The 13457-nt window shown below is 38.1% G+C and carries 12 protein-coding genes; all 12 read left to right on the forward strand.

From position 1 onward, the window contains the following. Positions 1–97 precede the first annotated feature (97 nt). The 12 genes from RMZ43_RS09840 (at position 98) to RMZ43_RS09895 (ending at position 13384) form a co-directional block, all read left to right on the forward strand. Positions 98–1372, forward strand: coding sequence for a Card1-like endonuclease domain-containing protein (locus RMZ43_RS09840; RefSeq protein ID WP_322653102.1), 1275 nt, complete (start codon positions 98–100; stop codon positions 1370–1372). Further along, positions 1369–3006 (forward strand): Cas10/Cmr2 second palm domain-containing protein, encoded by a 1638-nt coding sequence (locus tag RMZ43_RS09845; protein ID WP_322651443.1) that lies wholly within the window; start codon positions 1369–1371, stop codon positions 3004–3006. Before RMZ43_RS09840 ends, RMZ43_RS09845 begins: the two co-directional genes overlap by 4 nt. Further along, a complete protein-coding gene (locus tag RMZ43_RS09850; protein WP_322651442.1) occupies positions 3007–3675 on the forward strand; it encodes an RAMP superfamily CRISPR-associated protein in 669 nt (222 codons plus the stop codon). Next, complete coding sequence (locus tag RMZ43_RS09855; RefSeq protein WP_322653103.1) at positions 3672–5285, forward strand: RAMP superfamily CRISPR-associated protein; 1614 nt, start codon at positions 3672–3674, stop codon at positions 5283–5285. The genes RMZ43_RS09850 and RMZ43_RS09855 overlap by 4 nt, the downstream gene beginning before the upstream one ends. After that, entirely contained in the window at positions 5275–6798 is a 1524-nt protein-coding gene (locus RMZ43_RS09860; RefSeq protein ID WP_322653104.1) for an RAMP superfamily CRISPR-associated protein, read from the forward strand. The genes RMZ43_RS09855 and RMZ43_RS09860 overlap by 11 nt, the downstream gene beginning before the upstream one ends. After that, positions 6791–7405: a type III-D CRISPR-associated protein Csx19 gene (gene csx19, locus RMZ43_RS09865; RefSeq protein WP_322653105.1), complete on the forward strand. Its 615-nt coding sequence runs from the start codon at positions 6791–6793 to the stop codon at positions 7403–7405. Before RMZ43_RS09860 ends, csx19 begins: the two co-directional genes overlap by 8 nt. Continuing rightward, complete coding sequence (locus tag RMZ43_RS09870; protein WP_322651438.1) at positions 7386–9323, forward strand: TIGR03986 family type III CRISPR-associated RAMP protein; 1938 nt, start codon at positions 7386–7388, stop codon at positions 9321–9323. The genes csx19 and RMZ43_RS09870 overlap by 20 nt, the downstream gene beginning before the upstream one ends. A gap of 198 nt (positions 9324–9521) precedes the next feature. Beyond that, positions 9522–10319, forward strand: coding sequence for a class I SAM-dependent methyltransferase (locus RMZ43_RS09875; protein WP_322651437.1), 798 nt, complete (start codon positions 9522–9524; stop codon positions 10317–10319). A gap of 248 nt (positions 10320–10567) precedes the next feature. Beyond that, positions 10568–10723 (forward strand): hypothetical protein, encoded by a 156-nt coding sequence (locus RMZ43_RS09880; RefSeq protein ID WP_322651436.1) that lies wholly within the window; start codon positions 10568–10570, stop codon positions 10721–10723. 6 nt (positions 10724–10729) lie between these two features. Continuing rightward, entirely contained in the window at positions 10730–11968 is a 1239-nt protein-coding gene (locus RMZ43_RS09885) for an acyl-CoA dehydrogenase family protein (protein WP_322651435.1), read from the forward strand. Positions 11969–12054: 86 nt separating this feature from the next. Then, a complete protein-coding gene (locus tag RMZ43_RS09890; protein WP_322653106.1) occupies positions 12055–12240 on the forward strand; it encodes a hypothetical protein in 186 nt (61 codons plus the stop codon). 70 nt (positions 12241–12310) lie between these two features. Beyond that, positions 12311–13384 carry an aliphatic sulfonate ABC transporter substrate-binding protein gene (locus tag RMZ43_RS09895; protein ID WP_322653107.1) on the forward strand — a complete coding sequence of 358 codons (1074 nt, stop codon included), beginning with the start codon at positions 12311–12313 and terminating at the stop codon, positions 13382–13384. Positions 13385–13457: the final 73 nt, after the last annotated feature.

A 13457-nucleotide genomic window follows, 5' to 3' on the forward strand; every position in this document is an offset into this window, starting at 1 on the left:
GAGATACGCTTTCCAGATTAGCAAGTATTGGAAGGGGGTACTTCCGATACTGTGTAATACTGGGGGGATATTTTTAGAAAGCTGATACCTCAACCCCATGAATGCAACTCAGTTTGAGCAGTATAAAGTTGACCATCTATTTTTGCTAGTTGGTGAAAACCCCCTACCCAACTATGTAGCGGCCAAGTTATTGCTTCACCAAGGTGGGACTGCGTATTTAGTACATACGACAGATACCTTGGATGAAGCCAAGCGGCTGAAAGATAGTTTTGATAGTGCGTTTAATGTAAATTTTCTTCCTCTGAATGATTATGAGTCAGATGCTTACCACATTCAAAAAGAAATTAACACAAAACTAAAAAGCATCAACAACGGAAAAATAGGGCTAAATTATACAGGTGGTACAAAAGCAATGTCTGCACATTCTTACCGGACATTGCTTTATGAAGAGATTCAGGATAAAACTGGTAAAGTATACAGACGACGTAACGGTATTATTTTTAGCTATGTTGACCCTCGGAGATTAGAGATATGTATAGATAGAGAAGATAACGAACGGGAGCGTTTAAAAGTTAAAGCAGATACGCTACAAATTCCACTAGCCAGAATTTTCCAGTTGCATGGGTTGAATTTAAAGAAAAATCCGACTCAGGAACCAGAATTACCAGAATTAGCTCAAGAACTTGTCAAAGTGTTTGCAGATAAGGCTAAGGTAACTCAGTGGTTTGATTGGTATCATAATATATTTTGTCCAGAAGCACGGAAGGAGAATCGAAAATGGAAGAATAAGACTGATTTGGCTAAGTTGTTCATTCCTTTAAATAAATTACCATCAGAAATAGTAGAAGTATTTAGAGATAAACAGCTATTAACAAGTGACGATAATCTGGCTTTAGCAGAAGTTAAGAAAATTGGACTTTTTACAGAAATTGAAGATTTTTGTAAATTCCTCGATGGAATATGGCTAGAGCATTATGTTTTAGAGCAAATTAAAAAGATTGCTAATAGCCAAGTAATAACAGACTATGGCTTAAATTTTGTCATCCCGCTTCAGGGAACTAAAGATGGCTTTGAATTTGATGTAGCATTTACACGCGGTTATCAGCTTTTTGCAATTTCTTGTACAACTGCTAGTGATAAAAAATTGTGTAAAAGCAAACTTTTTGAAGCATATTTAAGAGCTAAACAAATGGGAGGAGAAGAAGCAAGGGTTGCTTTAGTTTGCCGTTCAGATGAACCAGATACACTCAAAGCAGAAATTAGCAATATAGTCTCTGGTAACAAAATTGCTGTTTTTGGATGTGCAGATTTACTGAATTTGTCAGACAACATTATTAAGTGGATTTTTGAAAATGACAGGGGGGCAAAATGAAACAGTTTACTATCACTGTAGTTGATACAACTGGCAAGCAAAATTATATTTTCAATAGCAATCGTCTACGCGAAAATATTGGTGCTTCGTTTCTTTTATCTCAAGCCACTAAAGAATTGGTTGAAGACATACTAGAAAACAACTTAGGCATTCCTAAAAGTCGTCAAAAACAACCGATTGAAACTAGCGGACTTGATGCAGAAATAATTTATGCCAATGGTGGAAATGCACTGATTCTATTTAAGTCACGGAAAATTGCTGTTGAGTTTACTCGCATATTGAGTAAAAAAGTTTTAGCTGAAGCATCAGGAATTAATTTATTAGTTGCTCATGCTGATTTTGATTGGGAAAACGATAAGTTATACGAAATAATGGAAGATTTAAAGAAAAATGAGATAGAGCATCAAAAATACGAGCGAATACATTCTGCACCATTACTTACTTTAGGAGTTACTGCTACTTGCAATTCAACTCAGCTTCCTGCTGTTGATAGAAGTGATAAGTACATCAATTATGATGACGATGAAGCACTCGATAGCTATTTGATTTCTACTGAAACAAGGCAAAAGCTAATAGCTATTAAAAGAGCCAATGTAAAACTTCAGCAGATTTTTTCGGAAGTAGTTGACGAAAGTATTTATGAATTTCCCAATCGAACAGATAATCTAGGTCGTTCTAAAGATGAGTCTAGCTATGTAGCAGTTGTTCATATCGATGGTAATGGTATGGGAGATAGATTTAAAAAGTGTGGTGAGGGTAAAGAAAATCGAGATTACCTTAATGTAATGCGCGAGTTTTCTAAAAGTGTTGACTCAGCAGGTATTAAGACACTAAAAGCTGTGGCTGAAACTCTCATAAAAAACATCGAATCAGGGAGAGTCGAAGGTAAAATTGATGGATTTAATTTAAAGCAGGATAGCAAAAATAATAAAGTTTATCTTCCCTTCCGTCCTTTAGTTTATGGAGGCGATGATATTACTTTTATTTGTGAGGGTAGATTAGGTTTAGAATTGGCTGCATTATGCTTGCAAAAGTTTCAAGAACAAAAAGTCACTGATGGAAAACCTTTAACAGCTTGCGCTGGTGTTTGTATTGTCAAAACTCATTATCCTTTTTCACGAGCTTATAAAATGAGTGAAGATTTATGTCAATCAGCAAAGGAATTTGTTAAAACTGAGCGACAAAAGCACAGAGTAGATTATTTTTCTGCAATTGATTGGCATTTTGCAGCTAGTGGTTTACTAGGTTCAATCTCAGAAATCCGTCGGCGTGAATATGAAGTCCCTAAAAATAATCAATCTTGGCATTTAGAAATGCGTCCGTTATGGTTAGAGAGTCAGGATGAGTGGCGTACTTGGCCAGGTTTTACTCAAGTTATTAGCGAATTTAAGCAAGGAGATGAATGGAGAGAACGCCAAAACAAAATTATGGCGTTGCGAGATGTATTACGAAAGGGTTCTAGTGAAGCGATCGCACAGTTTTTATTAACTTATAAATTACCCAATTTACCATTGTATCCTACATCATCTGGTGAAAATGAAAAACTCATTAAAGAAGGTTGGGTAAATGCTATGTGTGGTTACTTTGATGCTATTGAAGCTATGGACTTTTATTTAGGAATTGGGAGTAATTAATTGATTGTATATAAACTAAAAATCACACTTTTAAGCGATACAACTTTTGGACGAGGTGACGGTGTAGCAGGCGTAATTGACCAGGAAGTAGAGCATGATAATTATGGATTTCCTTACTTGCGTGGACGGACTCTGAAGGGCTTGTTAAGCGAAGAGTCAGATAATTTAATAAGTGTCGTACCAAAAGAGGCTCGTGCTTACTGGGAAAATATAGCTTGTACTTTATTTGGTATACCTGGTAGTTCTTTAGAAACAATGGGAATTCTCCATGTTGGAGATGCTTGTTTACCAGAAGATTTACGCACAGCAGTAGCTTGGCAAATTAAGAATGAAGAATTAACGAACAATGAAATTCTTGATTCTTTAACCGCTATTCGCCGTCAAACTGCTATTAATTCCCAAATTGGTGTAGCGGATGAAGGTAGTTTGCGCTCATTTCGTGTGGTTATACGTCAACTTGAATTTGAGGCAAAGTTAATTTTTGAAACTCAACCTAAGCAAGAAAGTTTATCTCTTTTAGCTGCAAGTGTATTAGCTTTGCGACGTATAGGAAGCGGACGAAATCGAGGAAGAGGTCATGTAAAATGTAGTCTCCATGATAATGCGGGGGAAGATATTACTCATGACTATCTAAACTTGTTTGGAAAAGTTATGGAGGAAGTTAAGTGAAGGTAATCACTTTATCATTAAGAACGCAACAACCCATACTTGCAACTTCATTTGCAGGCGACCCGAATAGTGATGTTTCTTATTCTTATATTCCGGGTAGTATGATTCGGGGTGCTGTGATTGGACGCTATATGAAGCAGCATAGTTTATCGGAATTAGATTTAGCAAAAGATGAAGTTAAGCGGTTATTTTTTTATGGGAATAGTACCTGTTATTTAAATGCTTATTTGCAAAGCAAAGAAGGTAAACGCACACTACCAATTCCTCGTTCTTGGTTCAAGGAAAAAAACACAGAATTAACTGATGAGTCTCCTTTACGGGTTTATGATTTTAGTCTTGATAAAGGAGATGAACTAGAAACTCCCAAACCTTTTGGTGAAGGTTTTTGGACTAAGGAACGCGGTATGATAACTCATTATAAAGAAAACCGACGAATTAATATTCACAATCACCGCGATCGCAAAAAAGGACGTTCGCGCCAAGGCGAAGGAGAAATATTTCGTTATGAAGCTATTGATAGCGAACAGACTTTTCAAGCTGTAATATTATGTAGTAGCGAAACTGATGCTCAGGTTATCAGAAATTTATTAGCAAAATCACCAGATATTTGGCTTGGTGGTTCTCAGAGTGCAGGGTATGGACACACTCAAATTCATATTAGTAATATCATTGATGCGGCTGATTGGAACGAAGTAAATATTCCTGTTGACGATGATGATAGAACTGATAGAAAATTTTTGACAGCTACATTGCTTAGTGACTTAATTTTACGCGACGACTGGGGGCAATATGCAATCATTCCACCGTCAACAAAACACGAAATACCCGCACCCCTAACACGAGAGTTGAAAAAAATTTTAGGGGGAGAGATTCAGCCGATAAGATGCTTTAGCAGTAGTACTATAGTCGGTGGATTCAATCGTAAATGGGGATTACCTTTACCGACAGTTACAGCACTCGCAGCCGGAAGTGTTTTTGTTTTTAAATTAGAAAATTCTTTAACGTCAGAGCAAATTCAAGTAATAGAAACCAAAGGTATTGGAGAAAGAAAAACTGAAGGTTTTGGTAGAGTTACTATTAACTGGTTAAATCAAGAAGACTTTATACTCAAAGTTCCAGATCCTATTTCAGACACTTCTGTACCCAAGTTAGAAACAGATAGCTCACATAATTTAGCCGCACAAATGGCGGAAAGATTGTTGCATAAAAAGTTAGATGAAGCTTTGCAAAAATATCTGGGACGTAATTCAATCAAAGGTGATATTCATAATAGTCAACTTTCTCGTTTAGAATTTGTAGCTAGACAAGCTCTTACAACAGGTGATTGTAATTTAGTAGTATCACTTTTACAGGTTAGTAGTCAATTCGATAATGCCAAAATTGGTGGAAATAATCAGTCTCTTAAACAGCAGCTTGAAACCTGGTTAAGTCATCCAAATTCTTGGTCATGGATGAGTAATCAACAAGAATTAAGAGTCAATGTTGCTAGTGTAGAGCGAAGTATTATTGATGAATTCGCTCAAAATAGCAAATTAGCAGAAAAATATACTTTACGCCTAATTATGGCATTAGCAAAAAAGGCAAAAAAGGAGGATATAGATGATTTGTGAACGCCTCAAAACTCGCAATCAACGCTTGATTATTGAACGCATAATAGTTAAAGGCACTTTAATTTTAGATACGCCAACTGGTTTAGGTAGTGGCGATGCTGATGGTGACGCTGATTTAGTAATTTTACGAGATATTATAGAAGATAAAGCATTGCTCATGGGTTCATCTATTACTGGAGCATTAAGGAACTATTTGCGAGAATTTGAACATGGTTATGATGCTACAGAAAAATCATTGTTGTTTGGTGGCGATCGCAGTGATAATGATGGTGAACAAAGTCCGCTAATTGTTAACGATGCACTCAGCAGCGAATTTATCCAAACTGAATTAAGAGATGGAGTCGAAATCAGTAGTCTTACCGGAACAGCTGTAGACACAGCTAAATATGATTTGGAACTATTAGAAGCTGGAACTAAATTTGAACTTTACTTTGAATTATTGATAGGAGAATCAGATGACCGCGAGCAATTAATTAGAGAATTATTCATCGTCTTACAAGGATTAGAAGATGGTGAAATCTCTCTGGGTATGAAAAAAAGACGCGGATTTGGTCGCTGTCATGTGAAAACATGGCAAGTATGGCGATTTGATTGGCAAAAACTCGACAATCTTATAGAATGGCTGAACTTTGAGCACTGGACAACAGGTTTATTCTCATCTCATAACAGCTATCCCAAAATATTAGAAGCATTTCAAAAAGCAGGAATTAAGGTAAAATCAGGCTGGAAAGATAACAGAAATCGCTTCACAATTCAAGCTACATTCACTCTCGCTAGTCCCTTATTAATTCGTTCCAGTCAAGCTGATACCCAAAAAGCACCAGACGACGTACATCTCAAATCTCGACGCAATGGCGAACTTAAATCAATTCTATCTGGTACTAGTTTAGCTGGTGTGTTGCGTCATCGAGCCGAACGCATTGTAAATACTCTAGCTGAAAATAACCAAAGAGAAACTTCTCGAATACAAATAATTGATGAGATGTTTGGTTTTGTTAAAGATAACAAGGATAATCTTGATTTAATTTCTAACGATAACAATCTCAAAGCACAAGCTAGTCGATTAATAGTTCATGAAAGCATCATTAAAGAAACTAACGATTTAGTGCAAACCCGAATTGCGATCGATAGATTTACAGGTGGTGCATTACACGGCGCATTGTTTCAAGAACAACCAATTTTCGCAAACGAAAAAACAGAACTAAAATTAAAAATTGAATTACGCCAACCAGAAAAATATGAAATCGGCTTACTGCTTTTATTACTGAAAGATTTATGGACTGGTGATTTACCTGTAGGTAGTACAAGCAGTATTGGACGGGGAAGATTACAAGGTAAAGAAGCAATTATTAATTGGTATACAAATTCACCCAAGAAATGGAAATTTAAACTTAAGGATAACAAACTGCAAGTTGAGGATTTGCTGAATAAAAAATCTTCTCTCAATAAAATACAAGCGGAATTAAATATTTTGGTTACAGAATTTGTAAATCAGGTAAAACAGTATGAGTAAACCAGATTGTAAAATCCTTGATGATATTCAAAATATCTCTAATACTACTGACTTACGCAAATGGCTACAAGAAAAAGTTCAGTCTTCAGAATATAACTTAAAATATCTCCTAGCTCATGCAGAAGATGGTGTTATTTGGGGATATTTTGACTCAGAAGCAAATTTAATTACACCGACTGAACCAGAAGAACTATTTCCTAAATATAAATTTCCCCTCTTTAATTATGAAACCCTACAACAAGGTCGAGTTTTTGGCGACAGCGCAGAAATCATGTTTTGGCGAACTGAAGACGGGTTAAAAGCTATTCTTATTAAAGATAATAAAGATACAGAATTTCTTACCGAAAAGCAAATCCTCTGGGGAACGCAAGCAGAAGAAGTTAAGGATAAATTTACTTTAGTCTCAGATGGTTCTCAAGGTTTACGTCATGCTGTACCTGTGACTGGGATTGAGTTTAATAAAACTGAAAAATCGTATCGTCCTCTATATCTTATTGTTCATAACTATATTGATTATGACGAAAATATAGGTTTAGCTCGAATTTATCTTAGTCGGCTCGTGTCACTTAAATCAAGAAAGGTTATCGATGAAAAAGCACATTCGTAAAATTCCAAATAAGAAGAAAGCGATCGCACCTTATAATTTTGTTGAGCTACCCGATAAAATAGTCTCCGCAGAATTAGAAAGTAATGGCAAATTACGTAACAACAACTGTTATTATCCAGATAGGCATACTGGCAGAATTGAATGTATATTAACAACTTCTTCACCACTATACATTCGTTGTGGATTAACCAAAGAAGAATTTGAATCTGGTAAAGAAGCCAAAAATTCACCAGATTTTTATTACATTGACCTCATCACGAAAAAACCCATACTTCCTGGTAGTAGTTTGCGAGGAATGCTACGGACTTTAATCGAAATTATTAGTTTCAGCAAAATAACTCAAGTCTCAGATCATCAGCGATTATATTTTCGTGCTGTTGCCACTTTACCTAAAGATGATTCCCTTGCTCAAGCATACAAACAATATATAAAACCAAATCAAGTAAAAGCTGGTTATCTCAAACGTGATGGTGATATTTGGAAGATTATACCAGCACGAGAAAATAACTCAACCTCATTCGCTTGGGTAAAAGAAGAAGATTTATCATCGGCTGATTTTCCCGAATTAAAGAGATTTGATGATCCAGGTTATTTACCCCAAAATATACCAATTAGTTTTAAGAGAATTAGACCAAAAGGACAGTATCAGTATATAGTTGAGGATGTCACTATTCCCAAACAATACCCACTAAATCAAGGAAGATTAGTTACTAGTGGAAACATGAAGGAAACTTCTGACACTGATAGTGAAAGTATACGTACCTATCACTGTGTTGTATTTGCTCCTGATCCTAGACCAAGTAAAACTTATATAATTGACCCTGATGCAATCAAACATTATTGCAATGCTTTAACAGACTTCCAACAAAAACCACCCTTTGACGAAAAATTAGGGATGTTGCAAGAAGACCGTCCTGTATTTTATTGTCAACCAAAACAAGGAAATATAGTTACATTATTTGGTCATAGTCCTAATTTCCGCATTCCCTGTTCTCCAAAAGGTGATGCTAAAGCGGCGACAGTCGTAGATTTTATTCCAGAATATTTGCGAGATGATTCCATAATTGATATTGCTGAGGCGATTTTTGGTTTTGTGAGACAGAAAAAGCAACCTGAAGGGAAAAACCAAAGTCGTGCAGGTAGAATTTCTGTGAGTGATGCAATTTGTGAAACGCCGCCAGATAAAATATTTATGACTGAGGGTGTAATCACTCCCAAGATTCTTGCTAGTCCCAAACCAAGTACATATCAACATTACCTAGTACAACCAGAAGAAACTAAAGCTGAGAAATCAAAGCTGAAACATTATGCAAGTCAACCTACTGAAGAAACTGTAATTCGTGGACACAAACTATATTGGCATAAAGGAAGTAATTACGATATTCACCATCCTAAACCCGATAAAAATGAAGAGATTCAAACTCAGATTCAACCAATAAAAGCAGGCGTTACATTTAACTTTACTATTCAATTTGAAAATTTGAGTAACGTTGAAATTGGTGCATTAATGTGGATTCTTGATATTGCTCCAGATAATAACTACCGTCTTTCATTAGGGATGGGTAAACCTTTAGGTATGGGTGCAGTAAAAATTGAAAGCAAGTTATATTTAAGCAAACGGAAAGTACGATACACTCAATTATTTAATAATAATAGTTGGGAAATAGCAGAAAACCTAGATGATAATCCAGATTATCAACAGATATTTGAAAATTATGTGCTTCAGCAGCTTCAGCAAACAGGAAAATTTAAAGACATACCCAGGATTCAAATGCTTTTAACAATGCTGAGTTGGCATTCAGCACCATCAAACACTCGATATATGGAAATTAAACGAGAGCAAAATTCACTAGATGGCGAACCTAATGAATACAAAAATCGCCGTGTCTTACCAACTCCTTTAGATGTGATAGATTAATCCTTGTTCAAACGCGATCGCTTCCTCAACTTAGCCTATAGATGCGATCGCTCAAACTGTCTGAGATTTATGTAACATTTCTATAAAAAATTTGATATAACCTAAAGGCGATCGCATTAAGTAATATTTGTAGTATCTAATTTTAAAACCGACTTCAGTCGTGGGGTAATAATTACGAATTATCTTGACCACAAACACATGACAGATGAGATAAGTCACTTAAGAACCACTTTCGATCGAGTAGCACTGTTATATGACCAAGTTCGACCAGGATATCCAGAGGCACTTTTTGACGATGTGGTGTCTCTCTCAAAAATCACTCCAAACGGAAGAATATTAGAGATTGGTTGTGGTACTGGTCAGGCAACTTTACCCTTTGCCCGCCGGGGTTATCGTATACTCTGTATTGAGTTGGGTGAGAATCTTGCTAAAGTTGCTCAAAAAAATCTGGCTGCTTATCCGCAAGTAGAAGTGCATAACATCGCTTTTGAGGATTGGATGACCGAAGAAAATGCTTTTGATTTAGTGATTTCGGCGACTGCTTTTCATTGGCTTGACCCAAGTATTGCTTACAAAAAAACGGATCTTGCCCTCAGAGATGAAGGAGCGATCGCGCTATTTTGGAATGAACACGTACATAGTGATGCTAGTCATGGCTTCTTTGAAGAAGTACAGGAGCTATATAAAAGTTTAGCTCCTCAACTGGTTAAAGACGATGAGCCTCCTTTGCGTGAGCAGAAAGTCCCTAATAAAACAAGTGAGATTGAACAAACAGGTTTGTTTGGTGAAGTAGTCTATCGCTCTTATCGATGGGATGCAACATACAACAGTGTAAGTTATCTCAACCTCTTAAATACTTACTCTGGTCATTTAAATTTAGAGCGCATTACAAAAGCGCGTTTTTTTCATGCGATCGCTGAATTAATTAATACCAAGTTCAATGGTCAAATTACTAAAGGTTACTTAACTACTTTATACGTAGCCCACTTGTTGTAATCTTATCTAAATCATTTTGCAGATATGATTAAATAATTTGTAATTCGTAATTAAGTTTGGTGTTATCGCTGGCGGCAAGCGAGTTTAGACGCTTTTGGGCTTTCAACTTTGAGTCTTTCCTGCAAAAAGACCTTAAAACAGATTGACAACTTGGGGAAAATTTGGGAGTATAAACTACGGTAATTCGGTAGATTTTTAGTAGTTTATAAAACTTAAATACATCTAAAACCTTTATATAGGAATGGTTGTTGTCAAGTGCAGTCGTTGGCTTGAATATGTTACCAGATGTAATCGCCTCAAGGCTGGAAACATTCTTCAACTTTGTAGTGCCATCGCGTCACCCAGAAACAGTAATTGCTTCACCACTCACCAACATAGATTTTCCACAGGATATTCGGAGATAGAAACTAATGATTAAGAGTCCAGAGAAACTTGCAGATACGACAATTCAGTTTTCGGCTCCGGTGAGAGCAAATTCACCGGAACTCCAGCAGCTTTTTGATTTTATTGCTCTGGGGGCAAGTAAGCGCGATCGCGATCGCATCCTTCCTTATGATGTAGTTGAATTGATCCGGCGTTCCAGGTTGGGTGCATTGCGAATCCCTGTTGCCGAAGGTGGTGGTGGTAGCACGGCACGCGAACTGTTTGAGGTCGTGATTCAGCTGGGGGATGCTGACCCAAACGTGGCTCACATTGTGCGGAATCATTTCTCTGTAACAGAGCGAATTTTGCGTTCTGAGCGCACCCAAAGGAATCGTCGCTGGCTCAAAGCCGTCGTCGATGGCGCGATTATTGGACTCGCTTCAACCGAACTGGAAGTTAAGCGATCTGGTGGCGGCCAAGTCGTGAATACAAAATTAACACTTGATGGCGATGGCTATCGTCTAAATGGGACTAAGTATTACAGCACTGGCAGCCTTTATGCAGACTTGATTTTCGTGCGTGTGCTAGTACCCGATGGCACTAGAGCATTTATACTCATTCCCACCAACCGGGAGGGCATTGACCTGGTGGACGACTGGGACGGCTTCGGTCAAAGGCTTACAGGCACTGGAACAACAACATTCCAAAATGTCCGTGTAGAAGTGGACGAAGTAATTTTTGAGACAGACACAGATAAAGACAACCTGCCATACAACATTGTCCCGCAATTATTTTTAACAGCAATTAATGCTGGCATTATTCGCAGCGTTCTACGCGATGCAACAGCCCTCGTCCGTACCCGACCCCGGACTTTCTACCATGCTGTATCCGAGCAAGCCTCAGAAGATCCAATCTTGCAGCAGACTGTCGGGCAGATTGCCGCCAATGCCTTTGCTGCCGAAGCAATTGTTTTAGCGGCCGCTGATGGTCTTGATCGCCTCCCTGCTGCCCAAGCTCAGGGTGAAGAGGCAGAGACAGCTGCGGCACTGGCAACTTCTCTGAGTGCAGCCAAAGCCAAATTGATTGTTGATGATTTGGCTCTACGTTCAGCCACTTTGCTGTTTGAAGTTGGTGGGGCTTCCACAACAAAGAAAAGCTCCAACTTTGATCGTCACTGGCGCAACGCCCGCACCTTGTCCTCACACAATCCAAATCACTTTAAGGCTCGTGCGATCGGCGACTACGAGATCAACGGTACACCATTGCCACAACGAGGATTCTTCTAATTTTGTTCAGATCCCTGACTTTTAACTTGTAGCAATTTATCAGAAATCGAGGATCTCGCAGCCAACCGAAACCGTTGAGAGGAACTATGAGTGCAATTGATACTACTTCTTTGAGAGCAAGTAAAGAGGCGATGTCTGGCGACAAGCCGCTTTGCGTCTACGCTTCTCCAACAGACTATCTCCAAAGCCCATTATCCCAAACTCTCCAGCAGCCTGTACTGCTAGGGTTGTTCTTACCGATTGATTCATCACGGTGGTTGGAGTTCTTCTAACCTCCCGCGTACTACAGACTGGTCGTTTCATTACAATGCCAAACTGACCCAAAATATCAAGGAGTCCATTGTGGGGAATTATTTCAAAGAACACCGTTTTCAGTACAAAGAAAAGTATTCTGCTAGTACAACCTTCGCAGTTGCAGCGTCTTTTCTTGGTTTGATAGCTTCTGGTTGCAGTCAACAAACAGCTATCAATGCCACAGTTAACTCAGCTTCCTCTTCAAAAACTCTCACTACCAAAACTACAGAGAAAAACACTGTAATTCGCTTGGGCTACCAAAAAGGCGGGATTATTCCGATTGCGCGTCAACGAGGTGAGTTAGAGCGTCAGTTAGCGACGCAAAATATTAAAGTTGAATGGAGTGGGCCATTTGACCGTTGCGCTACGCTTTTAAGTTCTCTTAATGGTAATCGGGCGGATATTGGCGGCTGTGGTGATATTCCTTCCATTTCTGGAATTGCTGCCAAACAACCTCTTTGTATTGGCTCTGTACAGCGTCCTAGACCAGATTCTTTGAGTAATGCTATTTTAGTTCGTGGTGATTCTCCCATTCGTAAACCGACTGATTTAATAGGTAAAAAAGTTGCTGTTAATCAAGGTGGTGCAGGGGAATACCTGTTATTAAAAGTTTTGGAAAAAGAAAATATTCCTTCATATCAAGTCCAGCGAGTTTACTTATCACCGAATGACGCTGCACCTGCTCTATATCAAGGTTCTGTTGATGCGTGGGCAGTTTGGGAACCTTATATTTCCATTGCAGAATTAGAACACAAGGCGCGAAGAATCACCACTACACACCCTGCTCCTACCTACGGCATTATGGTTGTTCGTAGTGATGCAGCTAAAGAGAATCCTGTAGCCGTGAAAGCTGCTCTCACTGCTTTGAGTGAGGATGGTAAATGGTTAAATCAACATACTAATGCTGCATCAGATTTTCTCGTTAAAGAGCTAAAAGTCTCTGATGCGGTAGCCAAGCAGGTGACTAAAAATCGAGGCCCAGAGTCTTACGTATTTCCTAATACTGAAGATATTGCCAAGCTTCAAAAAACAGCTGACTGGTTACTAGAGCAAAAAATTATTCCGCAACGAGTAGATATTACAAAGGCAGTATGTCCTTTAGAAACTACCGCCGCTAGGTAGTAGGAAAGATGAAAAGAGGCACAGAATAACTACCACTAAAAACTTAAATAACAAAGATTTGGAGCAAAATTAA

It is taken from the genome of Nostoc sp. CmiVER01 (genome assembly GCF_034531135.2).
GTDB lineage: Bacteria > Cyanobacteriota > Cyanobacteriia > Cyanobacteriales > Nostocaceae > Nostoc.

What these genes read in the sequence shown, in the direction of transcription:
- RMZ43_RS09875 (WP_322651437.1), top strand. Translation starts at nt 9,522, where the DNA reads ATGACAGATGAGATAAGTCACTTAAGAACCACTTTCGATCGAGTAGCA.
- csx19 (WP_322653105.1), top strand. Translation starts at nt 6,791, where the DNA reads ATGAGTAAACCAGATTGTAAAATCCTTGATGATATTCAAAATATCTCT.
- RMZ43_RS09870 (WP_322651438.1), top strand. Translation starts at nt 7,386, where the DNA reads ATGAAAAAGCACATTCGTAAAATTCCAAATAAGAAGAAAGCGATCGCA.
- RMZ43_RS09860 (WP_322653104.1), top strand. Translation starts at nt 5,275, where the DNA reads ATGATTTGTGAACGCCTCAAAACTCGCAATCAACGCTTGATTATTGAA.
- RMZ43_RS09845 (WP_322651443.1), top strand. Translation starts at nt 1,369, where the DNA reads ATGAAACAGTTTACTATCACTGTAGTTGATACAACTGGCAAGCAAAAT.
- RMZ43_RS09885 (WP_322651435.1), top strand. Translation starts at nt 10,730, where the DNA reads ATGATTAAGAGTCCAGAGAAACTTGCAGATACGACAATTCAGTTTTCG.
- RMZ43_RS09840 (WP_322653102.1), top strand. Translation starts at nt 98, where the DNA reads ATGAATGCAACTCAGTTTGAGCAGTATAAAGTTGACCATCTATTTTTG.
- RMZ43_RS09890 (WP_322653106.1), top strand. Translation starts at nt 12,055, where the DNA reads ATGAGTGCAATTGATACTACTTCTTTGAGAGCAAGTAAAGAGGCGATG.